A 26,708-nucleotide genomic window follows, 5' to 3' on the forward strand; every position below is an offset into this window, starting at 1 on the left:
CCATGCCCCCGGTCAATGCCGCAATGCGCTGTGCCAACTTTGAGGAGCGACGTGACCGGGCCATGGCATTGTTTGCCGAAAAGGGCTTTGGCCAGGTCAGCATGCGCGAACTGGCGGCCCATGTGGGGCTGACCGCCGGCTCGCTGTACCATCACTTTCCCAGCAAGCAGGACCTGCTGTACGACTTGATCGAAGAGTTGTACGAAGAGCTGCAGGCCACCCTGGACCAGGCCCGCCGGGCCATGGCCCGGGGGACATCGGCATTGAGCTGCCTGATTGCTGCGCACTGGCAGTTGCATGCCGAACGGCCGCTGCAGTTTCGGCTGGCCGAGCGGGATTTGTGTTGTTTGAGTGAGGCGCAACAGGCGCACCTGGCATCGTTGCGCAAGCGCTATGAGGCGGGTTTGCTGCGCTTGATCGCACCGCAAGCGAAACTGCCGGGGCAGGCGTTGGACGCTACAGCGCATGTACTGGCGACGTTTCTCAACCAGCTGCCGGGGTTGCTCAAAGCACTGCCTGAAGCGCAAGGGTTGGAGCTGATGGAAAACTTGCTGGTCGGCGGGATTGAGCGGACGCTGCGATAGCCTGCAACGGCCTCCTCGCGGGTTTGCCCCGCGAAAAGGCCGGATGCCTCAGCGCAACAGCGACTGGATCTGCTCGTGCAAGTTATCCAGGTCAAACGGCTTGGCCAGGATAGGTGCCTTGCGGGTGATCGGGCTGCCAGATTCGAGAATCTCCGCCGGGTAGCCGCTGATGAAAATCACCTTCAGGTCGGGCCGCAATTTCACCGCGGGCTCGGCAATATCCACCCCCGAGATCCCCCCCGGCAAACGGAAGTCTGTCACCATCAGGTCCAGGTGCGGTTTGCTGGCCAGGATGGCAAACGCCTGCTCGCCATCCTCAGCCACCAGGACGTGGTACCCCTCACCCGCCAGGTAATCGCGCAAAATCATGCGAATCGCCGGTTCATCCTCGACGACCAGAACCACATCTTGTGCATCTTCACTCATGTTAACGCCTTGAAATACTTACAGTTGGCCATCAGACCCCAGGCTTACACAGAGGTTGCCCGCGCCTGGTCGTTTTGTTCTTTGAATATTGCCATCGGCAATTGCAGGGTGAATGTGGCACCCTTGCCCTCCTCGCTTTCAACCTGTATCCGGCCACCGTGTGCCTGGACGATCTGCTCGGAGATGTACAACCCCAGGCCCAACCCTCCGCTGGCCTGCTGGGCAGAGACCCGCTCGAACTGCTGGAAGATCCGCTGCTGGTTGACGGCGCTGATACCGATGCCGTGGTCCTGCACCTGCACCCAGGCCATGCCGCCCTGCTCGAACACCCGCACCTGCACCGGATTGCGCTCGCCGTAACGCATTGCATTGGACAACAGGTTGGCCACTACTTGTTCAATCCGGAATTCGTCCCACTCCCCCTTCAGCGCTTCGCAACGCTGCAATTCGATGTGTGTTTCCAGGGCCATGGCCTGCGCCGTGAAGTTTTCCACCAGCCCACGCACCAGTTGGCCCAGGTCAAACAGTTTGGGCCGCAGCGACAGTTTACCGGTACGGATGCGCGAAACATCGAGCATGTCCTCGACCAACCGGATCAGGCTGTTGATCTGCCGTTCGTCGCGCTCGACCATGGCCTGCAGCTTGTCGACACTGAACGCGTCCAGGTTGCCCCGAGCCAGGTGCATCTTGCGCAACTGGGTTTCCAGGATCAGGCCATTGAGCGGCGTACGCACCTCGTGGGAGACGATCGACATGAAGTCGTCCCGCATGCGCACGGCGTGCTCCAGCTCACACCGTGCCACCTGCAGCTGGCTGAGCAACAGCTCCTGTTCCTGGCGGCTCTGCTCCAGGGCTTCCAGCTGCCGGCCAAGCACCTTGCGCTGGCGGAACAGGTCGACGAACACCGAGACCTTGCTTTTCACCGCCAGGGTGTCGAGCGGCTTGTGCAGAAAGTCCACGGCCCCGCTCTCGTAGCCCTTGAAGGCATAATTCATCTCGCGACCCGCCGCGCTGACGAAGACGATCGGGATGTGCTTGGTCTTGTCGGTACCGCGCATCAGCTCGGCCAGTTCAAAACCGTTCATGCCCGGCATCTGCACATCGAGAATGGCCAGTGCGAACTCGTGCTCGAGCAGCAACGACAAGGCAGCCTCGGCAGACTGTGCCTGGTGCACCTCGCGGTCCTCGCCCTGGATCAGGGCATCGAGCGCCAGCAGGTTTTCCGGCAAGTCGTCGACAATCAGCAGTTTGGCGATGGTGTGGCTTAGCATGCGCTGTATTCCAGGGTCGCGAGCAACTGCCCGATACCGCTCAGAGTAAGAATATGGTCGGGCTGGTGCAGGGCCAGGGCGGCCTCCGGCATCAGGGCAACCTGTGCGTCACGAGGGTCCTGGACAATCGTGCGCCCCCCATTGTTCTTGATGTAGGCAAGGCCCCTGGCGCCGTCTTCGTTGGCGCCGGTAAGCAGCACACCCAGCAGGCTGTCGCCATAGGCATCGGCCGCCGAGATGAACAGGAAGTCGATCGCTGGGCGCGAGAAATGCACCGGTTCTTCCTGGCTCAGCGACAGCGTCAGGTCGCGCTCCACCGACAAGTGGTAACCCGGCCCTGCCACATAGATCTGCCCGCCGCTGATCCTCTCCTTGTCACGTGCCTCGCACACCGGCCGATGCAGCCGCCGCTGCAGCACGCCAGCCAGTTGGCTGTGGCGGTCGTCCGGCAGGTGCAGCACGCAGAGCACCGGTATGGCGAACGCCGATGGCAACGTGCCGAGCACCTGGAACAATGCCGCCACGCCACCGGCCGAGGCGCCGATCACCACTGCGCGTACGCCGCTCATGATTTACGGAAGATCCGTTGGGGCTTGACCAGCGGCTCGAAACGATCGCTGTAGGCCGAAAAATCCACCGACTCCTTGCTACCCAGCACCAGGAAACCGCGGTGGCAGAGCGACTCATGGAACAGGCCCAGCGCCCGATCCTGCAGGTCCTTGTTGAAGTAGATCAGCACATTGCGGCACGACACCAACTGGGTCTCGGAGAACACGCTGTCGGTGGCCAGGCTGTGGTCGGCGAAGGTGACATTGTCGCGCAGGCTGCTGTCCATGATGGCGTTGCCATAGGCGGCGGTGTAGTACTCGGCGAAGTCACGGCGGCCACCGGCCAGGCGGTAGTTTTCCTCGTATTCGCGCATGCTCTGCATCGAGTAGATACCCTGCTTGGCCCTGTCCAGCGAATGCGGGTTGATGTCGGTGGCGTAGATGATGGTGCGTTCAAGCAGCCCTTCCTCACGCAACAGGATGGCCATGGAATACACCTCTTCCCCCGTGCTGCAGCCAGCGATCCAGACCTTGATCGAGGGCCAGGTACGCAGCAGCGGCACCACTTCGTTGCGCACGGCAAGGAAGTGGTCAGGGTCACGGAACATCTCGCTGACCGGGATCGTCAGGTACTGCAGCAGTTGCATGAACATGCCCGGGTCGTGCAGCACACGCTCCTGCAGCGCAGACACCGTCAGGCAATCGAACTGACGCAGCGCGTGGAGGATCCGACGCTTGATCGAAGCGCCGGAATAATTGCGGAAATCGTAGCTGTACTTGAGGTAGATCGCCTCGATCAGCAGTCGGATCTCGATGTCGGTGTTGCGTTCGCTAGTCAAATTCGCTCCAGTTGCGGCAGCCAGACACGGATCAACGAGAACAGGCGGTCCAGGTCGATCGGCTTGGCCAGGTAATCATTGGCACCGGCTTGCAGGCAACGCTGCTGGTCATCCTTCATGGCCTTGGCGGTCACGGCGATGATCGGCAGTTTGCGCCAGCGCGGTTGCTGACGGATCAGCCGCGTGGCCTCGAAGCCGTCCATCTCCGGCATCATCACGTCCATCAGCACCAGGTCGATGTCGTCGTGCTGCTCCAGGCGCTCGATGGCTTCGCGCCCGTTGCGGCCGATTTCGACAATGGCGCCCTTGTGCTCCAGGGCACTGGTCAGGGCGAAGATATTACGCACATCGTCATCCACCAGCAGCACCTTGCGACCCTCGAACACCTTGTCGCGGCTGCGCGCGGTCTTGAGCATGCGTTGACGCTCGTTGGACAGCTGCGATTCGACCTTGTGCAGGAATAGCGTCACTTCGTCGAGCAGGCGTTCCGGCGAACGTGCGCCCTTGATGATGATCGAGCGTGAGTACTTGAGCAGGTCAGCTTCTTCCTCGCGGGTGAGGTTGCGGCCGGTATACACGATCACCGGCGGGAAGGCGCGGATATCCTCGGCGGTCATGCGCTTGAGCAGCTCGTTGCCGAGCATGTCTGGCAGCTTGAGGTCGATGATCATGCAGTCGTAGATGTTCTGGCGCAACAGCGCCAGTGCATCCTGGGCCATGGCCACGGCCGTGATCTCGACATCGTCGTCGCCGATCAGCCGGGCGATGCTCTCGCGCTGCAGGTCGTCGTCTTCCACCAGCAGGATGTGCTTGAGCTTTTGCGTAAGCTTGGCTTCCAGGCGAGCGAACACCTCCTTGAGCTCCTCGCGGCTGGTGGGTTTGACCGCATACCCCACCGCCCCCATGTGCATGGCCGCCTCGACGCGGTCTTCCACCGAAATGATGTGCACCGGGATATGGCGGGTGCTGGCCTGCTCCTTGAGGCGCTGCAGGACGGTGAGGCCCGAGTGGTCGGGCAGGCGCATGTCCAGCAGGATCGCATCCGGAATGTACTGGGCTGCCAGCTCGAAGCCTTCGTCGGCGCCATGGGCCACCAGGCAGCTATAGCCCAGTTCATGGGCCAGGTCGAAGAGAATGCGGGCAAAATTGGGCTCGTCTTCGATCACCAGAATGCAACGGGTATCGAAAGGGGCCCGCTCGCGGTCGTCGGCAAAGGCCGGCGCCGGGCGCATGACAGCGGCGGCCAACGGCGCTTGCGGTGCAGGCGGCAACGCATCGACGGCCGGGCGCAGGCTTTGCGGCTCGACGTCTTCGGCCTCGGCGGCATAGCGCTCCGGCAGAATCAGGCTGAACACGCTGCCTTGCCCGGGGCTGCTGTCGACATTGATCTGGCCTCCGAGCAAATGCGCCAGGTCACGGGAGATCGACAGCCCCAGGCCAGTGCCACCATAACGGCGATTGCTGGTGCCATCGACCTGGTGGAAGGCGCCGAAGATCGCCTGCTGCTGATCGGCCGCAATGCCGATGCCGGTGTCACGGACTGCGAACACGATACCGCTGCCAGCCTGGAAGCTGACGTTCATGCTGACCTGGCCACGCTCGGTGAACTTGATGGCGTTGGACAACAGGTTCTTGAGGATCTGCTCCAGGCGCTGACGGTCGGTGAACAGCGTGACCGGTACCTGCGGCTCGACCTTGACCTCGAAGGCCAGCCCCTTGTGGCCGGCAAGCGGCTGGAACATGCCGCGCAAGCCTTCGACCAGGCGCTCGACCTGGGTGGTCTCGGGCCGTACTTCGAGCTTGCCGGCCTCGACCTTGGCGATATCGAGAATGTCGTTGATAAGGTTGAGCAGATCGTTACCGGCCGAGTAGATGGATTCGGCGAACTTGACCTGCTCCTCACTGAGGTTGCCTTCACCGTTCTCAGCCAACAACTTGGCCAGGATCAGCGAGCTGTTGAGCGGCGTGCGCAGCTCATGGGACATGTTGGCGAGGAATTCGGACTTGTACTTGCTCGATCGCTGCAGGTCGTCGGCACGGGCCTGCAGCTCCAGCTGCGCCTGGCTCAGCTCATCGTTCTTGCGGTCCAGCGCATCGGTGCGTTCCGACAACTGCTCGTTGGTCTGCTCGAGTTCGGCCTGTTGGGTTTCCAGATGGGCTTGAGACTCCTTGAGCACCCGTGACTGCTCTTCGAGCTCTTCGTTGGCAGTCTTGAGTTCTTCCTGCTGCACCTGCAGCTCTTCATTGAGTTGCTGGGTTTCGGCCAGCACTTCCTGCAGGCGCTGACGATAACGGGCGCTCTCGATCGACATGCCCAGGTTGCCGCCGACCCGCTCCAGCAGCTCTTCATCCCGTTCTTGCAAAGGGCGCAGGAAACCCAGCTCGATCACCCCGTTGATCTGCCCGTCTTCGGTCGCCGGCATCAGCAATGCACTGCGCGGCAAGCCACTGCCCAGGCCGGAACTGAGGCGGTAGTAGTCTTCGGGCAGTTCCTCCAGGCGCAGCAAGCGGCCTTCGCGGACCGCCTGGGCCAACAGGCCATGGTGATCCGACTCGATCTGCTCGCGGGCCTGCGCTTCGGTACTCAGGCCATAACAGGCCACGCGCACCAGCCGGCCATGCTCGTCGCGCACGTACACGGCGCCCACCACGCTGCCCAGATAAGAGGCAAAGAAGCGCAGGATGTTCTCGCCGAGCATGGGCAAGGTCAGCTGCCCGAGCACCTGCTGCGCCAGCTGGGTCTGGCCGTTGCGTAGCCAGGCCTGGTGCTCCAGGCGCTGCGCCGAACGCTGCTGGGCCTGCAGGTTTTCAGCGTAGTTGGCCGAAAGTGCCAGCAGGTCACGACGGCCCAGGTAGGCCAGCAATGCACTGAGACCGACAATGAACAGCACGAAAGCCGAAATCGCCGTCAAGGTGACGGTACTGACTTTTTCGGTACGGGCCATGCGCAGTTGTTGTTCGGTAATGATCAGGTCATCGAACTCCTTGCGGATTTCATCGGTGATGCGCTTGCCCCGGCCATTGCCGATCGAGGCCTGGTAATCGCCCTGGCTGCGGCGCAGGCTGATCATCTCGTTACCGAAGTCGTTCCAGGCCCGCTGCAAGGCCATCAGCCGGTCAATACGGTCAACCTGCTGCGGGTTGTCCTCGACCATGCTGCGCAGGCTTTGCAGGCTGCCGAGAATGCGTGGCTTGGCCACCTCGTAAGGGTCAAGGAAGCGCTCGTCGCCCGTGATCAGGAAGCCGCGCATGCCCGTTTCCATGTCGATCGAGAGCTTGACCGTTTCGTTGGCGTTGCCGATCACCCGGTCGGTGTGCTCGACCCACTGCATGGCCGAAAGCAGGTAGTTGATCACCGCGACGAAGGCCACGGCCCCGAGCAGGCCAACCCCCAGGGGGAGGCCGATGTTACGGCTCAACAGCTTGCGAAAGCTTCGCTGGTCCATCGAGGCTGCTTGAATCATGAGAAAACGCCCGAGCTAGAAAAGTCCATTGAAAAGAGTGGCCGATCAGTCGTTATTGTTATCTGCCACTGCGCTGTCCTGATAAGCGAGTCTAACCAGCTTTCACGGGTCTGGCAGGGCATTTAGCCAGTATTTGAAGGTTGCATTCGGCAATCGTTCCATCTATTTGCATGGAGCGGTATCCTCGGGAACTTCTGATGCCGCGCGGTGCACAGATTAAAGACACTCATTTGTACAGGATTTGAACCATGCACCTTCTGGTAGTCGAAGACGACGACATCGTACGTATGCTGACGGTCGAAGTGCTCGACGAGTTGGGCTACAAGGTCATCGAGGCAGAAGACGCCGCAGCCGCCCTGCGTGTACTTGAAGACCCAAGCCAGACGCTGGCACTGATGATGACCGATGTGGGGCTGCCGGACATGCGAGGTGAGGTGCTGGCGGGCAAAGCGCGCGAACTGCGGCCGCTATTACCGGTGCTGTTCGCCAGCGGCTACGCCGACAGCCTCACGGTACCGGAGGGCATGCACCTGATCGGCAAGCCGTTCAGCATCGATCAGTTGCGGGACACGGTGGTGGGCATTCTGGGTAACCCTTGAGCACGGCGTTGCCTGTTTCGCTTGCCGGAGCGGGCCTGCCCGCGAAGAGGCCGACACAGGCAACCCACCTCACAGCTCTCTGCGCAGCAGATAGGTATCCATGATCCACCCTTTGCGCGCCCGCTCCCGCTCGCGCACTTCCAGTATCCGTGCCTTCACCGCCTGCAACGGCCCGGCGATCAGCACTTCATCCTCGGTCCCCAGGTACGCGCCCCAATAGATGGTCAGCGCCGGGTCATCGAGCCCGGCAAAGACGCACTGCCCGTCGAGCATCACCACCACGTTGTCGATAGCCCCCTGCCCGGCCAGGCGTCGCCCCGGCAGCACGGTCAGGGGCTCGCCGATGCGGTTGAGCGGCACCTGGTGCCGCGCCGCCAGCGCCTGCACACTGCTGATGCCAGGGATGACCTGCAAGCGCAACGTCACGCCCTGTTCGCGGACCAGGTCGAGAATGCGCAGGGTACTGTCGTACAGGGTGGGCTCGCCCCACAGCAGGAAGGCCCCCGTTTCCCCGTCGCCAATTTCCTCCTCGATCAGGCGCGCATACAGCGCAGCACGCTGCCGGTGCCAGTGCTGCACCGCGCCCAGGTAGTCATCCGCCTGCCCATCGCGCAAAGGGTCGACCACCGGCACCAGGCGATAGCCACCTTCGGGGCGGTAGCGCTGCAGAATGGCCTTGCGCAGGCGTACCAGTTCATCTTTGTCCTCGCCCTTGTCGAGCACGAAGAACACGCTAGCGCTACGCAGCGCATCGACTGCTTCATAGGTGACCTGGCGCGGGTCACCCGCGCCGATGCCGATCAACAACAGGTCTTTCATTGCCCTGCCCTTTGCGGGAACCCGCCACCATTGTCAGGCGGCTACCGGTATTTGGCAAAGCAGCCGCTTAGAAGATCGAGAAGTTGTAGCTGACAATGACCCGCGTCTCATCCATGTCACGCGCCCACTGTTCATAGTTGCTGCGGTAAGTGGAATTACGCAGGCGTACGCTGACATCCTTGAAAGAGCCACTTTGCACCTGGTATTTGAACTCGGTGTCGCGTTCCCACTCCTTGCCTTCGGCACCGCTGCCCGGCACCTTGATATTGTCGCCGTTGATATAACGGGTGAAGAAGGTCAGGCCGGGTACACCCAACGCCTTGAAGTCGTAGTCATAGCGCACTTGCCAGGAGCGCTCCTGTGCAGCGGCGAAATCATTGACCTGGGCGTAGTTGACCAAGTACGGGTTGCTGCCATCCAGGTACGGCATGGCACTGTTGCCATACATGCGCTGCCAGCCGGCGCTGAGCTTGTGGCCACCGAGGCTGTAGCCAAGCATGCCGCTGAAGGCGCGATGGTCGATTTCGCCCGCACGGGCATTGCCGATGTCATCACTCTTGATCAGGCGCATGTCAGCCGACAGGCTGCCCACCGGCAGCGGCTGACTGGCCACCAGGCCGAGGAAGTGCTGGCGGTAGATATTCTCCAGCTTGGCCACTTGGTACTGCGCGCTGAAACGCTCGTTGAAACGGTAGTCGACACCGGCCAGGTCGAAGTGGTCGGCTTCGGTATCGCAGGCATAACGCTTGTTTTTGCAGTGCACGCGGATGTCCTGCCGATCGGTGGAATCCCGAGCGGTGTAGTTGTCCAGGCGAGCCAGGGTGAACTTCAGGTCGTGCAGTTCTTCAGAGGTGAGCATGGCCCCATGGAACAGGGTCGGCAGCAGACGGCCATCGTTGTACTTGAGCAACGGCACATCCGGCATCATCGAACCGTACTTGAGCACGGTATTGGACACCTTGACCTTGGCCGCCAGGCCCATCTTCGCATACTGGTCGGCCGAGTGCCGGGGGTCGTGGCCAGACGAGGGCAGCAATCCACTGTTGCTGTCGGCCGGGCTGGAATCCAGTTTGAAGCCGAACATGCCCAGCGCATCCACACCAACACCTACCGGGCCTTGCGTATAACCCGATTGCACATTGAGGATAAAGCCTTGTGCCCACTCTTCGCGCTTGGATGCGCCCTGGCTGGAACTGCTGTAACCGTCCCGGAAGTCGCGGTTGAAATAGACATTGCGTGCTTCGATCTTGGCACTGGCGTCTTCAAGAAACCCGGCAGCCTGGGCGTTGACACCGGCACACAATAGAAACAGGCCGGTAACACGGCGCCCGGGGGCGAGGGGGAAAGGGGAAAACATGCGAGGAAACATCCAGAGTGAAGACGAGTTAACAACCTGTGGCACGGGTTGGCCACGGCACTGCGGCAGGTCGAACATGAGTCGGCCATCATCTGAAATGATCGCGCAAAGGCTCTGGCGCGGGCCATTGGACCATGGTCTAGCCCCCCTGTCGCGCAACCGCAGAAAAACCGCAAAATAGCGCACGCAAAACTAGGAAAGTTCCCGGCTTACTTGCAAAAAGTTAGCAGTTTACCCAGTAGACATGAATGACTACACTCGATATCAGCGAACAGTGAAACCCAACTGCGTGGCCGGCGTTTTTACGCGTCTTCAATGTTCGTCACGCCCTGCCACGACCGACGTACAGGAGTGATTACAGTGTCCAGACTTGCAGAGTTTCGTGCTGCCGAAAAAGCGCTCCAGGAACAGATGGCGCAACTGGAAGCGTTGAAAAAGGATGCCGGCCTCAAACGCGAAATCGAATTCGAGCAGAAACTAGTCGGCCTGATGAAAAGCTATGACAAGAGCCTGCGCGATATCATCGCCATCCTCGACCCGAAGGCTGTGGCCCGCGCTTCCAGCACACCCCCCAAGCAACAACGCCGCCCGCGGGTGGTCAAGGTCTATCAGAACCCGCACACCGGCGAACGCATCGAGACCAAAGGCGGCAACCACCGTGGCCTCAAGGCCTGGAAAGAACAGTATGGGGCCGCCACGGTAGAAAGCTGGGTACGCTGATGAAATGCCCACATAGGCTTCACACTTTTTTCACAAGGACTGGCTCAGTATCGAAACAGCTAAAGGACTAGCGACCCCATCACGCGCCCGCACATGCGGGCCTCTAATTTCAGCGCCCTGCCTTTGCAGGGCGCTTTCATTTGCGCAATCGGCGCACTGCCGTATCATGGCCAGCCTGTCTGTTTTGCCGGCGCCCTGTGCCCGGCCCCGTCTCAGGAGTTCCCATGAGCCTGCACGATCTGCAAACCCTGCCTGGCGTCACCGCGCAACCTGACGCCGCCACCGCCCAGTTCGTCTTCAACCACACCATGCTGCGGGTCAAGGACATCGAGAAGTCGCTGGACTTCTACACCCGCGTGCTGGGCTTCCGCCTGGTGGACAAGCGTGACTTCCCTGAAGCCGCTTTCAGCCTGTACTTCCTGGCCCTGGTCGACCCTGCCCAGATCCCCGCTGATGACACCGCCCGCCACCAGTGGATGAAGGCGATCCCTGGCGTGCTGGAGCTGACCCACAACCATGGCACCGAAAACGATGCCGATTTCGCCTACCACAATGGCAACACCGACCCGCGCGGCTTTGGCCACATCTGCATTTCGGTACCCGACGTACGCGCCGCTTGCGCGCGCTTCGAGGAACTGGAAGTACCGTTCCAGAAACGCCTGCAGGACGGCCGCATGAACCACCTGGCCTTCGTCAAGGACCCGGACGGTTATTGGGTCGAAGTGATCCAGCCAACCGAGCTCGAAGGCTAAGCGTTCGTCGCGGCGCGCTCGTCGGGCCGGGAACTCCCGGCCTCTTGCTGTGGTATATGAAGGTAACTGCTTCACATGCCACAGCGAGGTAAGGACGATGCAATCTCTTCACTGTGAATACCGCGAGCACACCATCACTGCCAGCGTGATGCCCCATCCCGACTCCCCCCTGCCCTATGCCGCCGGCTGCCTGATCACGGCACCTGACGGGCACACCAGCAAGCGCATGTCGATGCCCATGCAGTTCTTCTCCGACCTTGAGAATGCGCAGCGTGTGTCGCTGGCCCATGGCCGGGCACTGGTCGACAAACAGCTGGATAACGGGCACGAGGTGTTCTGATCCGGGTTTCGCCTGTACCCCCTTCGCGGCTGATGCTGCGAAGGGGGTAGGCGTAACTAGGTTGCCCGCGCGTATGCCACCGCCGCATCCACCTGCGCCTGCGTCGGCCTTACCCCGGTGTATAACACGAACTGTTCCAGCGCCTGCAGCGCAATGACCTCCAGCCCAGTGATCACCGGCTTGCCCAACGCCTGAGCCCGGAGAATCAACGGCGTCTGCGCCGGCATTGCCACCACATCGAACACCCGCTCCGCCGCCGCGATGGCGTGCTCGGGAAACGCCAGCTCTTCTGCCTCCTGCCCGCCTGCCATACCGATCGGCGTCACGTTCACCAGCATCGGCGGGCAGAGGTCGCCTGGCTCAGGTACCCAGCGATAACCACAGACATCCGCCAACTGACGCCCGGCCTGCTCGTTGCGTGCAACGATGATGCCTTCGGCAAACCCGGCATCGCGCAAGGCGCTGGCCACGGCCTTGGCCATGCCACCGCTGCCTCGCAGGGCAAAGGCCGTGCCCGGATCGACCTGATGCTGAGCCAGCAATTGGCGCACAGCCAGGTAATCGGTGTTGTACGCCTTGAGGTGGCCATTGCAATTGACAAGGGTATTGACCGAGTCGATGGCCGCCGCCGAAGGATCGATTTCGTCGACCAAGGCCATGCAGGCTTCCTTGTACGGCATCGACACCCCGCAGCCGCGAATACCCAAGGCGCGGATCCCTGCCACTGCCGCCGGCAGGTCATCGGTGCGCATAGCCTTGTAGTAGAAGTCCAGGCCCAACTGCTGATACAGGTGGTTGTGAAAGCGCACGCCGAAGGTGCCGGGACGACCGGCCAGAGAGATGCAAAGCACGGTGTCCCGGCTTGGAGTTGTCGGCATAACAGGCCCCTTAGTCATGACTGAAACGTTTATTCAGCGTAACAGAGTCAACCACTGGTCGCCCCTTACACAACCTTTACCGTTCCCCTGTGCTCAGCTGACAGAGACCGGAGTCATAGTAACAGGGCCCCGGACGTGGGGTTTTCCTGCGAGGTTGTTTTATGAACCGTCTCATTCCCGGAATCGTCCTGCTGGTCGGCGCCCTGGCCATCAGCGGGCCTGCAGCAGCGCACGGCGGCTATGGCGGCCATGGGCACGGTGGTTGGTATGGGCCGGGGCCACTGCTGGGTGCGGCAGTGGTCGGCGCCGTGGTTGGGGCGACGGTTTATGGCGGCCATGACCGCACAGTGTATGTCGAACGCCAGCCGGTCTATTACGCGCCGCCGCCGGTGTACGTACAACCGCCACCACAGCCGGTGTACTACCAGCCCTACTACGCACCACCCCCGCCGCCACCGGGCTACCGCACCTACTATGGGCCGCCACCGGTGTACTACGGGCCACCGCGCTGGTAATGGTTGATAGGAGCAATGATCACTATCGAGGAAGTTGATTTCAAACATATCCGGCTGCTGCGTATGGTAGAGCCATGTTTCACAGGAGGTCCCCATGGCCACTATCCAGATCATGTCCGTTGTCGGTAGCGCCGTTCCCGCCTCACTGCGTGAGCAGGGCCTGCTGGCGTGCTGGTACCTGGTTCGCAACGGCGAAGCCGTGAGCGGCCCGATGCCGACCCGCGCCTCAGCCCAGGCACTGGCCGAACAGTTGCAACCAGGTACTCTGGTTGCCTGAACCGAATTTGTTGTGCGTTGCTCCCTACGCCCTTGTCGCCCGCCAATATGGCGGGCTTTTTTTGTGCTTCACGGATTGCCCGGGCTGCCACCTGAGGTTTGGCCGCTACTGCCCAGCTTACTGGACAGCACCATGACCTTGCCTTGCAGCCGGCCTACGGTCATCACCAGCTCGTTTCGCTCCTTGGTGAGCAGATCAGCTTTTGCCTGCGCCTCCCTTCGAGCGTCCCGTTCGATGTCCAGCAGCTCTGTCAGGTGGCGGATGACGGCAATTTCTGCGGTGTCCATCGCACGGTCGACTGCATCCCTGGACAACCATTTACGCAGCCACAGAAACACACCCAGCAATACAGTCCCCGTACCGCCCAGCCAAGTGACGGTACCCGGGCCGAGGTCGGTCGGATCCATGTGAACCTCATTACAGATGATGATGTGATCAGCCCTGGAGAAAAATGTCTCGTCAGCTTTCCTTGTTCGCGCGCTTAATTTAGCCTACAGCTAACAACACCACAAGAGCAGATTTAGCCATGCGCACATTTAGCAGCAAGCTAAACACTGGCATGCTTCACCCCATGGACATCTACCAAATTCGCAAGCACAACCTGGTGAAGCTGATCGGCAGCCAGAGAAAGGGCACCTGCGCAGAGCGCTGGGGGATGGCGCCTGCACACCTGAGTCAGATCCTTTCCGACAAGACCGTGAAAAACCTGGGCGATGACGTGGCCCGCCGCATCGAGGGCATCGAAGGTTTGCCACGGGGCTGGTTCGACGCGCTGTCGCCAGGCGAACACGCACAGGCGGCTGTCGAGCCAGGTGACAACAAGCTCTCTGCAGCCGACCTGGTCAAACAGATGCTTGCCCGAAGCGGCAAAGGTATCGCTGAAGAAACCCGGCAAAGGCTGCTGGCTGCGGCGCAAGAGCCTGCAGATGCCACGCTGCTGGAAGCCGAGCCGCTGCGCCCCGGCCTGGTCGGTGACGAAGTGTGGATTGCCCACTATGACGTGCGGGCAGCCATGGGCGGCGGCCAGATCCCCCACGACTACCCCGAGATGTTCAAGGACGTTCGCGTCAGCCCCAGCCACCTGCGCGAACTGGGCGTGGCGTTCAGCGAGCACCATCACCTGAAGATGGTAACCGGCTGGGGCCAGTCGATGGAGCCGACCATCAGGCACCGCGACCCGCTGATCGTCGACGTCAGCATCCGCGAATTTGTCGGCGATGGTATCTACTTCTTTTCCTGGGGCGACCACATCTACATCAAGCGGCTACAGATCGCGGACGAGGACCACTTCGAGATGATCTCCGACAACTCGCGGCACAAAGACCGCATGATTCGTCGGGAGGAAACCTACATACAGGCCAGGGTCCTGCTGGTGTGGAATGCCCACCTTGTATAAACCGAAGCCCGCCCTGACCGGCGGGCTTTTGCTGAAGCTCAGAACGGTGCAGCCTCCTCGACCTGCGCCTCGCAGTCGCGTTCGACGATAAAATCATCACGCTCTTCCACGCTACTGCGCGCCCATCGCACCGTCACGCTAGCGTCATCATTGAACGTCAGCTGCAACTCGGGCATTTCCAGCAGTTGGCCCATCACCTCCTCCCATTCCGCTTCACCGTCGGTATCCAGACGGTGCACCACTACCCAGCGCTGCGTCTGTGCGAGCGGGTGGTTGATCATTGACGATACCCGCAGGCTAAGCCGCTCTATTCCGGTCATTTCCTGGCGCTGTTGGGTTTCCGACTTCATGTGGCTAGCCATATTCTCATCCCGATAGCTGTATATTCGTACAGTGCTCGGCGAAAGCTTATCTCACTGCCAAATCCTGCGTAAAGCCCCCACTGCGGAAAAATTTCGCCAGCAGGTAATTTCCCGTGAAGCGAAATTAATTTAGCCGCAAGCTATTGACCATGATTTAGCTTGAGGCTAACTTTGTATTCAGCCGTCGCTTGTACGGCTGCTCTGTCACTCAAACCTTTTCGCCAGGAGTTCCCCATGGCCGTAGATATCAGCCACCTCACCATCGCCACGCCGGTAGCCGTCTCCTCAACCAACCCCGTTGCTCTGGAGCTAAACGGTGCTGAAGCGATTGCCCGCTTTCCCAGCATCGTGACGGTGCTCAGCGATGGCTCGATCCAGTTCTCAGCCCCAACCAAAGGAGCATCGAGCAAAAGCACCCACAGGACACGCTGCGAATGGACAGAAACGCAAGACTGGACGCTGGCCAGCGCCCAGGATCACTGGAATCGCCAGACCATGACGCTGACCAAGGTCAACTCCGCGCAGAAGGTGGTCATCGCCCAGATGCACGTACGCGGGGACGACGGCCCGCCAGTAAAGGTGTTCTGGAACAAGGGCAACATCACACTGGGGTTTCGACGCACCTTCAACCAGACCGACCCGGTGAATTCCACAGTCCTGAAGGGGGTGCCACTGGGTGCGACGTTCCACATCAGCATTCACACGACGTCTGAAGGCGTGGTAACCGTGACGGCCGAATGCAACGGGGTATCCGCCTCGTCGGGCGATTTGCAGCTCGACAGTACCTGGGCTTCGCACCTGTTCGAGTTCCACGGCGGGGTCTACAACCAGGTCGACTACACCGACGCAACCCCCGCCGAGGACGGCTCGATCTGCATCATCAGCGAGCTCTCGCTCATCCATCGCTGAACGTCGATGCCCAGCCCTGCTATCACAAGCCCTCATGGCGTCTCATGAATGCAAAAAGCCCAGCGCGGGGCTGGGCTTCTATCAGCTGGGCTGAACAGTACTTCCGCCAGCCTTTACACACTGTACTGGAAGTTACTCCAGTGGGCGCTTGTGATAACTATAACGCTCGGCATTGGATGCCCGCGATGGGTCCGGCGGGCCTGATCTCTGCCTGCCTCGAAAGGGCCGATTATGTGCGGAATCGTCGCGATCCTCGGGCTGCTCCCTTTTACCTTCCGAGTCTTGACTGCCTGGCGGACCATTGTTTTCAGCCGGCCTGATAGCCTGCTGATCACAAACAATTCCATCCCTATCTATGGTCATACGCACCTCTCAATGCTCAGAAGCTCTGAGCTACATCAAGTGTGCGCTTACCCTGTCCAGAAAGGTTTTATATCAGATCACCGGACACGGGCGAGAACCTCAATACCAGGACCTTTCGCTGAACTGCATCCCACTATTGGTACAAAAATTGGTACGCGCCGGCTGTACGTCCATCCAGCACATCCCGGCAATGCAGCAGTAGCGTGGGAATCTAGCCTCAGACCGCACCGCAAGCGGCCTGAGCATCTGGCCTGTCTAATAGGGTTCAGCCAGTTTCAGCGACTTTGGCCCAATAAAACCGAGACGCTTTCGGGCGGTTTTAGACAGCTTTATTCCCCCATCCAGGCGTTCAGCCAACCAAGATCCGTCCTGGGTCGTCAGCTACACCCACCTCCCACAGTCCGCTGTCGACCCATTGCGGACAATCAAATCTGCTCAGCATACGCATGTTCCTAATGAAACCGCGTCTACAGAGGCCTTCTTCCGGGTATCCGGGTTCACGTTGAATTTTGTATCTTCCCCAATGCCGCATTGACAGCCAGCCATCCCTCTACCGCCGGCGCTCCGGCCTCACCGAATGCCCGTTCAAGCAGCTTTACTTGTTCACGTCGCAGCATTTCCTCAAGTCGCGAGCCTTCTTTGGTCAACTGAAGCAAACGCATCCGTTTGTCGGTATGCGATGCCACGCTGTCCACTAAGCCCATCTCTGCCAATTGCCGGAGCGGTATGTTCAGCGCCTGCTTGGTCACGCCGAGCAGAGCCAGCAGTTGCTTGACGCTGAGGTGCGGGTGCCGGGCTATGAAAAAAACGATCCTCTGATGCACACGGCCCAAGCCCCTGCGCTCAAGCATCTCGTCGGCCTTGGTGGTGAACGCCTGATAGCCAAAGAAAAACGCCTCCATGGCCTGCTGCTGTGCTTCCTGGTTTTTTAGGTCAATCATATTGACTTATTCTCGACGAGCGCTCTACTTTAGGTAAAGGAGTTTGACCTATATTGTTCGCGCTTGGCCAGAGGTGATCCATGGCATTTTCTGAACGTGTTTCGCGCCTTAAAAGCTCTTTGATTCGTGAAATTCTGGCCGCCGCGCAGCGCCCAGGGATGATGTCTTTTGCAGGGGGGCTACCGGCAGAGGAGATGCTGCCCTCTGTGGACTGGGCTGAAATGCCCACCAGCATGGGCCAGTACGGGATGAGCGAGGGTGAGCCGATGTTGCGTGAGGCGCTGGCCAGGGAAGCCCGTGCCTTGGGAATCACGTGCGAGGCTAGCCAAGTGCTCATTCTCAGCGGCTCGCAGCAGGCTCTGGACCTGACATCAAAACTGTATATCGACAAAGGAACGCCGGTACTGCTGGAAGCCCCTACCTATCTGGCTGCATTGCAAAGCTTCCAGTTCTTCGGCGCGCACTGCCTTTCGCTGCCGATGGAGCGGGATGGCCCGGACCTGGAGTCGCTGCGCGAACTGCTGAGCCTGAACCGCCCCGCGTTCATCTATCTGATTCCAACGTTCCAGAACCCGTCGGGGCTGCGCTACAGCGACAGGAAAAGGGACGAAGTCGCGGCGCTTCTCGATGAGTTCAACGTCACATTGATCGAAGATGAGCCTTATCGAGAGCTGAGCTTCGACAGCGTCGCGGCCATGCCGGTTGTCAGCCGTCTGAGCACCACCAGCTGGATTTATACCGGTACTGTGTCCAAGACCTTGCTGCCCGGCTTGCGGATTGGGTATCTGATTGCCAGCCCCGACCTGTTCCCGCACTTGCTGCGGCTCAAACAGTCGGCGGACCTGCACACCAGTCGGGTTGGCCAATGGCAGGTGCTTCAATGGCTGGGGACAGAAAAGCTTGACCGTCATCTTGAAGAGTTACGCAGCTATTACCGAGGTCGTCGAGACGCTTTCCAGGCGGCATTGGAGACGCACTTCGCCGACCTGGCCGAGTGGCAGATGCCAGAGGGAGGGTTGTTCTTCTGGTTGACGCTCAAGCACCCCATCGATACCCGGGCATTGCTCGAGCCGGCACTGGCGGCCAATGTGGCTTTCATGCCAGGAGAGCCCTTCTTCCCAGAGCCTGACAAACATCCAGGGCACCTGAGGCTGAACTTCAGCCATGTTGCTCCCGACAAGCTGGATGAAGGTCTGAAGCGTTTGTCGGATGTCCTGCGTCGGGCTCTGAGCCAGCAGGCGGCCTGACTATCTCTAATGGGTCGAAATCTGCGATTCACGACAGGCCGCTTTCGACCCATTGCTGTCCTTCGTGGAGAACAGTTATCGGCCAAAAGCGGTCACTTACTGAAGACAAAGTCTGAGGAGCTCACTAAATGCCCCCGGCGGTCTGGAGTCAATTGCGTGTTATCTAAGATGCGTCAGCTTCGCTTTCGCCCTCATAATCGTAGTCAATCAAGCTTGCCGACACTTGACAAATTTCAAATTGCCCAAGGCCCTGGTGCCAGCAGCACAGTATTCTTAATTTCGATATTGAATCCAATATCGCGACCGGGAACATCATCCTCCCTTCCTATGAGCACCGCTAGCTGAACCTTGATGTCTGTTTGAAGCCGCCGTACGCTATCGGCATTCATGGAGGAATCTGGCTGATGGCACGCGTGGGTTTGATACTGACACCGGGTTTTGCTGACTGGGAATACGCATTCATTGCTGGAACTGCGTCTCCATTTTATGGGATCGACGTCAGGTTTTTCGCACCTACTACAGGGCCGCTCCACTCGCAGGGCGGATTGGCTGTAACTGTCGATAGTGGCTTGCAACAATGCCTGGACTGGAAACCGGACGTTGTTGTCGTGATTGGAGGAATGGTCTGGGAGCGTACAGAAGCTCCGGATATTCGAGACTTTCTTCATGCTAGTCGTTCAAGTGGAGCGACAATTGCTGGCATCTGTGGTGGAACGCTGGCACTTGCGAGAGCCGGGCTACTCGACACAGTTCCTCATACCTCGAACAGCGCTGAATTTCTGCAAAAAAATGCCGTAGGTTATGACGGGCGCACGCGCTATCGAAGCAGTGCAGTAGCTGTGGTTGCAGACCGCATCATAACTGCTCCAGGCCCTGCACCCGTTAGCTTCACCTGCGCAGTGTTCGAAGGAGCCGGATTATCTTCAGCGCTCATTTCTCAGTTCAGATCAATGCTAGCAGCGGAACATGGATGACCGCCTCGTTCCACAAATCAGCCCATCAGGTAATGTCTTCGACGGTCCTCTTCTGGCCGTTAGCTGTCCTTTTTTAAAGGCAGATGTAGGTCGAATGCAGCCACTCATTGCTTGAGCGCAAACAAGTCCTCTGCCAACTCACCGGGTTGCCGCAAGTCCATCAGCAGCACCTCTGCCTTGCTGTACCGAAAACCGGGCCTGAAGATACGGTCGACCGCCTCTGAGGCAAATCGGGTCATCCGCAGCGTGTCGCAGGGTGGGTATGCGCACGGGCGAGATTATGTCGCTGCGCCGGGATGAGGTCGACGTCGAGAAAAAGACGGCTCACATCTGCCGGATCGTGGTTGAAAAGCAGGCAGTCGAGCGGACCAAGACGAAATACACCCGCACCGTAATGTTGAACAGCCGGGCTCTTGGCGCACTGGCAAGGGCCAGAGAGATCGCGCAATACCGCTCGAAGCAGAAGCGCCGCGTCTCGACGGAGTCGCCATTCATCTTCCAGCCTTCTGGCTCGTCACCACGAATCCAGCGTTCATTGCTGGGCAGCTTGGGCGCTCGGTGCAGGTGCTTCTCTCGACCTACGCCAAGTGGTTGAATTCTGCCAACGATTGGACGGAACTGGCGAAGCTGGAAAAGAACGTAATGGGTACAGGATTAAATATCGTTCACCTTGCGCCCTTTAGGCATAAGGCATTCGACAGCAATTCAGCCATACTCCAGAATGCATCGGTTTTAGGGGGAAAACCCTTGCACAGCCAACGACATACCAACTTTTAGTGAGCCTCAACGTGAAAACATCCCTGTCCATCCTCAGCCTGCTGCTGTTGCTCACAGGTACCGCGACCCTTCCGTCGACTGCTGCTGCACAACCCCCGGCCCAGGTTCAACGTGACCCCTCCAAACTGCATCTGGCTTCAGGCAGCGCTCTGCTGATCGACCTGAACAGCAACCAGGAGCTGTATTCAAGCCATGCCGACCGCGTGGTGCCGATCGCTTCGGTGACCAAACTGATGACGGCGATGGTGGTGCTGGATGCCAAGTTGCCCATGGATGAAATGCTCACCATGACCATTGCCAACAACCCGGAGATGAAAGGCGTGTACTCGCGCGTACGCCTGGGCAGCCAGCTGGACCGCCGCGAAACCCTGCTGATTACCCTGATGTCGTCGGAAAACCGTGCGGCCAACAGCCTGGCCAACGCCTACCCCGGCGGCTATCCGGCGTTCATCAAGGCAATGAATGCCAAAGCCCGCAGCCTGGGAATGGCCCACACCCGCTATGTTGAGCCGACTGGCCTGTCGACGCAGAACGTATCCACTGCCCGCGACCTGGCCAAGCTGCTGATGGCCTCGCGCAAGTACCCCATGCTGAGTGAGCTGTCGACCACCCGCGAAAAGACCGTCGCCTTCCGCAAGCCCAACTACACCCTGGGCTTCCGTAACACCGACCACCTGGTGAACAAAAGCAACTGGGATATCAAGCTGACCAAGACCGGCTTCACCAACGAGGCCGGGCACTGCCTGGTATTGCTGACCCGCATGGATAACCGCCCGGTGGCCATGGTCATTCTCGATGCCTTCGGCAAGTACACCCACTTCGCCGATGCCAGCCGCATGCGTCAATGGCTGGAAACCGGTGCCGCCAAACCGGCACCGGCAGTGGCCATGCAGTACAAGGCCGACCGGCAGAACAAGGGGCGGTTGGCGGCCGAATGACCGCCATTTCCTGGCGCGTGCGGGCTTGTCCGCGAAACAGACAACGCGGTGGATAGCACGGGCTTCGCCCGTGTTCGCGGGTAAACCCGCGCCTACACGACGGCCTGCGCCCAATCACCAATGTGTGTCCACCCTCGATAGGTGTAGGAGCGGGTTTACCCGCGAATACGGTCGCGGCGGCAACGGTGAACGGCGGGTGGAAATTGGCCAGCAGGCCCGGCCCTTTCGCGGGTAAACCCGCTCCTACACGACGGCCTGCGCCCAATCACCAATGTATGTCCACCCTCGATAGGTGTAGGAGCGGGTTTACCCGCGAATACGGTAGCGGCGGCGACGGTGAACGGCAGGTGGAAACTGGCCAGCAGGGTCGGCCCATTCGCGGGTAAACCCGCTCCTACAGCGGCCTGTGCATGTGTAGGAGCGGGTTTACCCGCGAATACGGTAGCGGCGGCGACGGTGAACGGCAGGTGGAAACTGGCCAGCAGGGCCGGCCCATTCGCGGGTAAACCCGCTCCTACAGCGGCCTGTGCATGTGTAGGAGCGGGTTTACCCGCGAATACGGTAGAGGCGGCGACGGTGAACGGCGGGTGGAAATTGGCCAGCAGGGCCGGCCCATTCGCGGGTAAACCCGCTCCTACAGCGGCCTGTGCATGTCCAGTCAGGCCGTAGCGCTGACCATCCCGCCCGCACTGCTGCCGCCCTCTTGCTGCAACAGTTCCAGCAACTGCGCCGTGGCCGCCATGATCTGCCCATTGAGGGTAGCAATACTCGCCTGCTTGGCACCAACCGCTGCTGCTTTCGCAGCCTCGTCCATCTTGCTGTTCTGCAATGCAGCCAACTGTTTCTGTTCCTCTGCCAATTGCTTCTGCAGATCCTTGATCAATTGACGCAGCTCGCTCACAGCCTCCGACTCGCCACTGCCTTCTGTGTCGGTGGATTGCGCCGGGCTACCCGCCGACACCTTCATGCTGTCACTGCTGATGCTCAAGGGCCCCACCGCCTCACCGGCCTGCTTCGCCTGCTCACGCTCGGTTGCTGCGTTCGCGCTCAGCGTCTGCGCTGAAACACCATTGATCATCAGGTTGCTTGCCGTGATACCGCTCATGTTGATTCCCTGCCTGAAAAATTGGTCCTTGCCGTAACCAACACATCGGCCGCCTCACGCTGTTCTTTAGCCCGCTTAAATTCCCCCTCGGCTGGCTCGTTCCAACTCATGTACTTGCGCAGGAGCCGGAGCCCCGGCGGGCGTCCATATTCGACCATTCAGGGAATCGCAGCCATGAGCCAGTCCTCACAGCAGGAAACCATCAAAGACATGATCGGCGTGGGCTTCGGCCCCTCCAACCTGGCCTTGGCCATCGCCCTGGAAGAACTCGCCGAATCCCGGGGCCATGCACTCGACGCACTGTTCATCGACAAGCAGCAAGACTACCACTGGCACGGCGAGACCTTGGCTACCCAGAGTGAGTTGCAGATCTCGTTCCTCAAGGACCTGGTGTCGCTGCGTACCCCAACCAGCCCTTACAGCTTCGTCAACTACCTGCACCAGAAGCAGCGCCTGGCCGACTTCATCAACCTCGGCACCTTTTACCCCTGCCGCCTGGAGTACAACGACTACCTGCGCTGGGCCGCCGAGCATTTCGCCTCCCAGGCGGTGTATGGGCAGGAAGTGTTGCGCATCGAACCGCACATGCATGCAGGCCGGGTCCAACACCTCTGCGTGATCACGCGTGACAAACAAGGCCGCGAATACAGCCGCGCCACCCGCTCAGTGGTGGTGGGCAGCGGTGGCACGCCGAAAATCCCGGAAAACTTCGGCGCCTTCAAGGATGACCCGCGAGTCTTCCACCACTCGCAGTACCTGAGCAGCCTGACCAAACTGCCGTGCACGGCTGGCAAACCCATGCGCATTGCCGTGATCGGCTCAGGCCAGAGCGCCGCCGAGGCGTTCATCGACCTCAACGACAGCTACCCGTCAGTCAAGGTCGACATGATTCTGCGCGGCTCGGCCCTCAAGCCCGCCGACGACAGCCCCTTCGTCAACGAGATCTTCTCGCCCGACTATACCGACCTGGTCTACAACGAACCGGCCGAACAGCGCAGCAAACTGCTGGGCGAATACCACAACACCAACTACTCGGTGGTCGACCTCAACCTGATCGAGCGCATCTACGGCATCCTCTACCGGCAGAAGGTTGCCCATCAGCACCGCCACAACGTGCTGTGCCGGCGCCAGGTGGAAGCGGTGGTGGCCACCCGCGAAGGCCTGGAACTGACCCTGCGCGACCTCGCCACCGGCCAGCAGCAAACCCACCGCTACGATGCCGTTATCCTCGCCACCGGTTACGAGCGCCGCTCGCACCGTGAATTGCTCGCGCCGCTGGCCGATTACCTGGAGGACTTCAGCGTCGACCGCAACTACCGCGTACTGGCCAGCCCGGACCTGCAAGCCTCGGTGTACCTGCAGGGCTTCTGCGAAAACAGCCACGGCCTGAGTGACACCCTGCTTTCGGTCCTGCCGGCACGCGCTGCGGAAATTGGCCGAGCGCTGTACCAGGACTTGGAGCAGTTGCACGAAAAGCCCCAAGCAGCCGTGGCACTGACCCGCGCCTGACCCCTCTCTACAACCAGCCATCAAGGCCGGACTGGTGCCTCGTGCGCAGTCCGGTGTTTGTGCTTTGAAACATTTGCTTTCATTTTAACCTGCAGGTTTTCGATTCTCATTCGTCCTTATCAGTACAGCACTCTTTGGTTGGCACACGCTCGACCACCCATAGCAGAAGACCGTCTGATGGCCCAATCACCGAAAAAATCCAAATCCAAGCTGTGGTTCCTGGTCCACAGCTGGCTCGCCTTGCCGATCTGGTTCTTTGTCCTGATCGTCTGCTTCACCGGCATGCTCGCCGTGGTCAGCCAGGAAATCGTCTGGCTCGCCGATTCGGCTGTGCGCGCCAACAAGCCAGACGCGGACACCGAGCGCATGAGCTTTCAGCAGGTACTGGAGGCCTTGAACAAGGCCGAGCCGGACATGGTGGTGGAGCGCCTGAGCCAGCCAGATGGTTCGCACTTCGCGGTGAAAGCCAATGTCACCCTGCCTGACGGCACCCGCCCGACGCTGTATGTAAACCCCTACACCGGAACCATTCAGGGCAAGACCCCGGACTTCAACTTCGAAGCCTTCACCCGCGCCCTGCACGGCTGGTGGCTGGTGCCGTTCACCAACGGTTTCAGCTGGGGCTGGTACCTGGTCTCGCTGCTCGGCCTGCCGATGCTGGCCTCGCTGGTCACCGGCCTGGTGGTTTACAAGAAGTTCTGGAAAGGCTTTTTCAAACCCGTGCGTACCGGCCATGGTTCGCGAATTTTCTGGGGTGACCTGCACCGTCTGTCCGGGGTGTGGTCAATCTGGTTCATTGCGGTCATTTCCGTCACCGGCACCTGGTTCCTGATCCAGGCGATCCTGTCTGACAACCACATCACCCTTTCCAGCCAGCCCATCGTGCCGGTGATCGCCCGTGAGGAAGTGCCACAAACGCCAGATGGCAGCCCCGCCTCGCGCATCGACCTGGATGAGGCGGCACGCCTTGCCGGTCTGGCGATCCCGGGGCTGGAAGTGACCTCCATCTCGCTCCCCGCCACTGCCTACAGCCACGTCATGCTGTCTGGCCCGGGCTGGTACCCGTTGATGTTTCAGAGTGCGTCGGTCAATCCGTACACACGCAATGTCGACAGCCAGTTCCTGATCAGCGACCGTTCGGCCCTGGAGTTCGTCACCGAGTCCATGCGCCCGCTGCACACCGGCGACTTTGGCGGTTTGCCGATCAAGCTGGTGTGGTTCTTCTTCGGCCTGATCCTCACCCTGATGGTGCTCAGCGGCCTGCTGATCTGGGCCAAGCGCACCGCCCAGGCCACCGCCGCGGCCCTCAAGCGCAGCGAGCGCGCTCCGCGTGCAGCTCACAGTGAAACCACCGTGGAGATCCATTCATGAGCCAGGCCCAGGCCCTGCCCGCCAGCCCGCTGAAGCAGCTTTGGCTGAAGTGGCGTTTTCACCTGAACATCCTGCTGATCCTGATCCCGCTGGGCTTCATGCCCAAGTACTTCGCCGACGCCAGGCTGTTCCGCGGCGACGCCGGCCTTGGCGCCAACGTGATCAGTGACATCCAGGTCGGCCCTTACAGCCTCGACCTTGCGGAACTGCGTGACGAGGCGCCACGCGCCGACGGCCCCGCCGGCTACTTCAAATCGTTCAATGCATCGCTGTGCAAGGCCTGCATAAAAAACGTCAAGGCAGCCTACCTGCGCATCGGCAAGCCAAGAAGCCTGCGCGCCGCCGGCACCATTTTCTTCGGTGCACCTTACAACATGGGCACCTCGTTGCCGATTCCGCCGCGTACCAAACCCGACGCGCACATCTGGATCACCCTGGAAGGCTGGGACGGCAGCATGCACCAGGCGTCGATCCCCCTGGCCAAGGCATCGCCAGCCACTGTGGCATGGCTCGAGAAACAAGGAGAAAACAAATGAATCACCGGATGCGCACCCTGGCGCTGCCCTTGCTGGTACTGGTCGCCGGCCCTGCGCTGGCGCACAACCCGATGTGCGAATGCGAAGAACTGGCCAGCGGCCAGGTCAAGTGCACCGGCGGTTTCTCGGACGGCAGCGGTGCCCCCGGAGTGACCCTGGACGTGATCGGTTATGACGAACAGGTGCTGGTCGGCGGCAAGCTTGGCGACGACTCGACGCTGACCTTCAAACGCCCGGACGGCGAATTCTACGTGCTGTTCGATGCTGGCCCCGGGCACGTGGTGGAAGTGGACTACGCCGATATCGCCCAGCCATGAGCCGCGCCCACGTCATTCGCCCGGCCGGTGCCGGGCACGAAACCCTGTACGTGCTGCTGGCAAGCTTGCTGATCGTGGTGCTCGCCGCCAGCGTGGTGCTGCTGCGCGGTGAGCGCGAGGACGAACAGGCCATCGCCAGCCACCAGATCGACGCCCGCCGCGACCTCACCGCCGCCGAGCAAGGCCTTTACACCGACCTGCGGGTAGCCTTCGACGAGATCCAGCTCCTGCGCGAAGAAAACGCCGTCCCGCCCAGCGTAAAGGCCCTGGCCGAAGAAGGCCTGCCGCCGTTCGTGGTCGATGCCGGCAGCCAAAGCCGTGGCAGCCACCAATGGTCATGGCTGGAACCCGGCGCCTACCTGGGCCGCAGCCAGGCCCCGGAAGTGGCCGGTAGCCTGCTGCTGATCCTGCCCCCCGACAGCACAGGCCAAGCCGATATCTGGCTGCGCCGCGACAGCGCCGCCGTGATCCCGGACGACCTCGGCCAGGCCGCCCTGATCGCGGCTGGCTGGCAACAGGTGGTCAGCCACTACGACGCCGGGGTCACCCGCGAACACCGTCACTGAACCCAAGG

General features: G+C 60.6%; 31 protein-coding genes and 1 pseudogene. 18 read left to right on the top strand and 14 right to left on the bottom strand.

Going from position 1 to position 26,708, the window contains the following annotated elements:
* The first annotated feature begins 2 nt into the window (after positions 1-2).
* Positions 3-584, top strand: coding sequence for a TetR/AcrR family transcriptional regulator (locus V6093_RS07465; protein ID WP_014859099.1), 582 nt, complete (start codon positions 3-5; stop codon positions 582-584).
* Positions 585-632: 48 nt separating this feature from the next.
* Here V6093_RS07465 and V6093_RS07470 read toward each other — a convergent pair whose 3' ends face one another.
* The 5 genes from V6093_RS07470 to V6093_RS07490 are packed head-to-tail and all read right to left on the bottom strand — an operon-like array spanning position 633 to position 7,132.
* Entirely contained in the window at positions 633-1,010 is a 378-nt protein-coding gene (locus V6093_RS07470) for a response regulator (protein WP_108079251.1), read from the bottom strand.
* A 44-nt stretch (positions 1,011-1,054) separates the two neighbouring features.
* Positions 1,055-2,281: a hybrid sensor histidine kinase/response regulator gene (locus tag V6093_RS07475; RefSeq protein WP_003256177.1), complete on the bottom strand. Its 1,227-nt coding sequence runs from the start codon at positions 2,279-2,281 to the stop codon at positions 1,055-1,057.
* Positions 2,275-2,850 carry a chemotaxis protein CheB gene (locus tag V6093_RS07480; RefSeq protein ID WP_019751057.1) on the bottom strand — a complete coding sequence of 192 codons (576 nt, stop codon included), beginning with the start codon at positions 2,848-2,850 and terminating at the stop codon, positions 2,275-2,277. The genes V6093_RS07475 and V6093_RS07480 overlap by 7 nt, the downstream gene beginning before the upstream one ends.
* Positions 2,847-3,668 carry a protein-glutamate O-methyltransferase CheR gene (locus tag V6093_RS07485; RefSeq protein WP_010954591.1) on the bottom strand — a complete coding sequence of 274 codons (822 nt, stop codon included), beginning with the start codon at positions 3,666-3,668 and terminating at the stop codon, positions 2,847-2,849. Before V6093_RS07485 ends, V6093_RS07480 begins: the two co-directional genes overlap by 4 nt.
* Positions 3,665-7,132 carry a response regulator gene (locus V6093_RS07490; RefSeq protein ID WP_108079249.1) on the bottom strand — a complete coding sequence of 1,156 codons (3,468 nt, stop codon included), beginning with the start codon at positions 7,130-7,132 and terminating at the stop codon, positions 3,665-3,667. The genes V6093_RS07485 and V6093_RS07490 overlap by 4 nt, the downstream gene beginning before the upstream one ends.
* Positions 7,133-7,380: 248 nt before the next feature.
* On the opposite strand from V6093_RS07490, the gene V6093_RS07495 reads away from it, so the two are divergent.
* Positions 7,381-7,731: a response regulator gene (locus V6093_RS07495; RefSeq protein ID WP_003256181.1), complete on the top strand. Its 351-nt coding sequence runs from the start codon at positions 7,381-7,383 to the stop codon at positions 7,729-7,731.
* Between the two features lie 69 nt (positions 7,732-7,800).
* Here V6093_RS07495 and cobF read toward each other — a convergent pair whose 3' ends face one another.
* Both cobF and V6093_RS07505 read right to left on the bottom strand, forming a co-directional pair.
* Positions 7,801-8,550 (bottom strand): precorrin-6A synthase (deacetylating), encoded by a 750-nt coding sequence (gene cobF, locus V6093_RS07500; RefSeq protein WP_047603090.1) that lies wholly within the window; start codon positions 8,548-8,550, stop codon positions 7,801-7,803.
* A gap of 67 nt (positions 8,551-8,617) precedes the next feature.
* Positions 8,618-9,907, bottom strand: coding sequence for an OprD family porin (locus tag V6093_RS07505; protein WP_341782890.1), 1,290 nt, complete (start codon positions 9,905-9,907; stop codon positions 8,618-8,620).
* A 360-nt stretch (positions 9,908-10,267) separates the two neighbouring features.
* Here V6093_RS07505 and V6093_RS07510 point away from each other — a divergent pair, with 360 nt between their 5' ends.
* The 3 genes from V6093_RS07510 to V6093_RS07520 all read left to right on the top strand — a co-directional run bounded on the left by V6093_RS07510 (position 10,268) and on the right by V6093_RS07520 (position 11,719).
* A complete protein-coding gene (locus tag V6093_RS07510; protein ID WP_010954596.1) occupies positions 10,268-10,627 on the top strand; it encodes a histone-like nucleoid-structuring protein, MvaT/MvaU family in 360 nt (119 codons plus the stop codon).
* A gap of 224 nt (positions 10,628-10,851) precedes the next feature.
* A complete protein-coding gene (gene gloA / locus V6093_RS07515) occupies positions 10,852-11,379 on the top strand; it encodes a lactoylglutathione lyase (protein WP_014861144.1) in 528 nt (175 codons plus the stop codon).
* Positions 11,380-11,476: 97 nt separating this feature from the next.
* Positions 11,477-11,719 carry a hypothetical protein gene (locus V6093_RS07520; RefSeq protein ID WP_003256190.1) on the top strand — a complete coding sequence of 81 codons (243 nt, stop codon included), beginning with the start codon at positions 11,477-11,479 and terminating at the stop codon, positions 11,717-11,719.
* 56 nt (positions 11,720-11,775) lie between these two features.
* Here V6093_RS07520 and V6093_RS07525 read toward each other — a convergent pair whose 3' ends face one another.
* Positions 11,776-12,597, bottom strand: a complete 822-nt coding sequence (locus V6093_RS07525) for a shikimate 5-dehydrogenase (protein ID WP_341782891.1) — start codon at positions 12,595-12,597, stop codon at positions 11,776-11,778.
* Between the two features lie 161 nt (positions 12,598-12,758).
* Here V6093_RS07525 and V6093_RS07530 point away from each other — a divergent pair, with 161 nt between their 5' ends.
* Positions 12,759-13,112 (top strand): hypothetical protein, encoded by a 354-nt coding sequence (locus tag V6093_RS07530; RefSeq protein ID WP_003256193.1) that lies wholly within the window; start codon positions 12,759-12,761, stop codon positions 13,110-13,112.
* Between the two features lie 94 nt (positions 13,113-13,206).
* Positions 13,207-13,389, top strand: a complete 183-nt coding sequence (locus V6093_RS07535; RefSeq protein WP_010954600.1) for a hypothetical protein — start codon at positions 13,207-13,209, stop codon at positions 13,387-13,389.
* Between the two features lie 68 nt (positions 13,390-13,457).
* Here the strand turns inward: V6093_RS07535 and V6093_RS07540 are convergent, their stop codons facing one another.
* Positions 13,458-13,796 (bottom strand): chemotaxis protein, encoded by a 339-nt coding sequence (locus V6093_RS07540; protein WP_108079247.1) that lies wholly within the window; start codon positions 13,794-13,796, stop codon positions 13,458-13,460.
* A 164-nt stretch (positions 13,797-13,960) separates the two neighbouring features.
* Between V6093_RS07540 and V6093_RS07545 the strand changes: the two genes are divergently transcribed.
* On the top strand, positions 13,961-14,785 hold the full coding sequence (locus V6093_RS07545; protein ID WP_108079246.1) for a S24 family peptidase: 825 nt from the start codon (positions 13,961-13,963) through the stop codon (positions 14,783-14,785).
* A gap of 38 nt (positions 14,786-14,823) precedes the next feature.
* Here V6093_RS07545 and V6093_RS07550 read toward each other — a convergent pair whose 3' ends face one another.
* The gene (locus V6093_RS07550) at positions 14,824-15,147 is read right to left on the bottom strand and encodes a DUF1654 domain-containing protein (RefSeq protein WP_033726573.1); all 324 of its coding nucleotides are present in this window, start codon (positions 15,145-15,147) and stop codon (positions 14,824-14,826) included.
* 234 nt (positions 15,148-15,381) lie between these two features.
* On the opposite strand from V6093_RS07550, the gene V6093_RS07555 reads away from it, so the two are divergent.
* Positions 15,382-16,056: a polysaccharide lyase family 7 protein gene (locus V6093_RS07555; protein ID WP_003256199.1), complete on the top strand. Its 675-nt coding sequence runs from the start codon at positions 15,382-15,384 to the stop codon at positions 16,054-16,056.
* An 860-nt stretch (positions 16,057-16,916) separates the two neighbouring features.
* Here V6093_RS07555 and V6093_RS07560 read toward each other — a convergent pair.
* A complete protein-coding gene (locus V6093_RS07560) occupies positions 16,917-17,360 on the bottom strand; it encodes a MarR family winged helix-turn-helix transcriptional regulator (RefSeq protein WP_012051939.1) in 444 nt (147 codons plus the stop codon).
* 80 nt (positions 17,361-17,440) lie between these two features.
* Here V6093_RS07560 and V6093_RS07565 point away from each other — a divergent pair, with 80 nt between their 5' ends.
* Positions 17,441-18,607, top strand: a complete 1,167-nt coding sequence (locus tag V6093_RS07565) for a PLP-dependent aminotransferase family protein (protein WP_265977808.1) — start codon at positions 17,441-17,443, stop codon at positions 18,605-18,607.
* Between the two features lie 233 nt (positions 18,608-18,840).
* Here V6093_RS07565 and V6093_RS07570 read toward each other — a convergent pair whose 3' ends face one another.
* Positions 18,841-18,996: a hypothetical protein gene (locus V6093_RS07570; RefSeq protein ID WP_190295163.1), complete on the bottom strand. Its 156-nt coding sequence runs from the start codon at positions 18,994-18,996 to the stop codon at positions 18,841-18,843.
* A 15-nt stretch (positions 18,997-19,011) separates the two neighbouring features.
* On the opposite strand from V6093_RS07570, the gene V6093_RS07575 reads away from it, so the two are divergent.
* Positions 19,012-19,581, top strand: a complete 570-nt coding sequence (locus tag V6093_RS07575) for a DJ-1/PfpI family protein (RefSeq protein WP_080756727.1) — start codon at positions 19,012-19,014, stop codon at positions 19,579-19,581.
* Between the two features lie 107 nt (positions 19,582-19,688).
* On the opposite strand, the pseudogene V6093_RS07580 reads toward V6093_RS07575, so the two are convergent.
* Positions 19,689-19,844: pseudogene (locus tag V6093_RS07580) on the bottom strand (DNA polymerase V subunit UmuC); the annotation flags it as partial.
* 17 nt (positions 19,845-19,861) lie between these two features.
* On the opposite strand from V6093_RS07580, the gene V6093_RS07585 reads away from it, so the two are divergent.
* Positions 19,862-20,176, top strand: coding sequence for a hypothetical protein (locus V6093_RS07585; RefSeq protein ID WP_230623058.1), 315 nt, complete (start codon positions 19,862-19,864; stop codon positions 20,174-20,176).
* 193 nt (positions 20,177-20,369) lie between these two features.
* The gene (gene pbpG, locus V6093_RS07590) at positions 20,370-21,296 is read left to right on the top strand and encodes a D-alanyl-D-alanine endopeptidase (protein ID WP_012051929.1); all 927 of its coding nucleotides are present in this window, start codon (positions 20,370-20,372) and stop codon (positions 21,294-21,296) included.
* Positions 21,297-21,954: 658 nt separating this feature from the next.
* On the opposite strand, the gene V6093_RS07595 is transcribed toward pbpG, so the two are convergent.
* Entirely contained in the window at positions 21,955-22,401 is a 447-nt protein-coding gene (locus tag V6093_RS07595; RefSeq protein WP_003256207.1) for a hypothetical protein, read from the bottom strand.
* A 174-nt stretch (positions 22,402-22,575) separates the two neighbouring features.
* Between V6093_RS07595 and V6093_RS07600 the strand changes: the two genes are divergently transcribed.
* From V6093_RS07600 to V6093_RS07620, 5 genes are all read left to right on the top strand, one after another.
* Positions 22,576-23,910, top strand: coding sequence for a lysine N(6)-hydroxylase/L-ornithine N(5)-oxygenase family protein (locus tag V6093_RS07600; protein ID WP_003256208.1), 1,335 nt, complete (start codon positions 22,576-22,578; stop codon positions 23,908-23,910).
* A gap of 177 nt (positions 23,911-24,087) precedes the next feature.
* Positions 24,088-25,281: a PepSY domain-containing protein gene (locus tag V6093_RS07605; protein WP_265977816.1), complete on the top strand. Its 1,194-nt coding sequence runs from the start codon at positions 24,088-24,090 to the stop codon at positions 25,279-25,281.
* Positions 25,278-25,817, top strand: coding sequence for a hypothetical protein (locus V6093_RS07610; RefSeq protein ID WP_014859351.1), 540 nt, complete (start codon positions 25,278-25,280; stop codon positions 25,815-25,817). Before V6093_RS07605 ends, V6093_RS07610 begins: the two co-directional genes overlap by 4 nt.
* Positions 25,814-26,134 carry a hypothetical protein gene (locus V6093_RS07615; RefSeq protein ID WP_003256211.1) on the top strand — a complete coding sequence of 107 codons (321 nt, stop codon included), beginning with the start codon at positions 25,814-25,816 and terminating at the stop codon, positions 26,132-26,134. Before V6093_RS07610 ends, V6093_RS07615 begins: the two co-directional genes overlap by 4 nt.
* A complete protein-coding gene (locus V6093_RS07620) occupies positions 26,131-26,700 on the top strand; it encodes a DUF6162 family protein (protein WP_144000227.1) in 570 nt (189 codons plus the stop codon). The genes V6093_RS07615 and V6093_RS07620 overlap by 4 nt, the downstream gene beginning before the upstream one ends.
* Positions 26,701-26,708: the final 8 nt, after the last annotated feature.

The sequence above is a fragment of the Pseudomonas putida group bacterium ESBL64 genome, assembly GCF_045277175.1.
Taxonomy (GTDB): Bacteria; Pseudomonadota; Gammaproteobacteria; order Pseudomonadales; family Pseudomonadaceae; genus Aquipseudomonas; species Aquipseudomonas alloputida.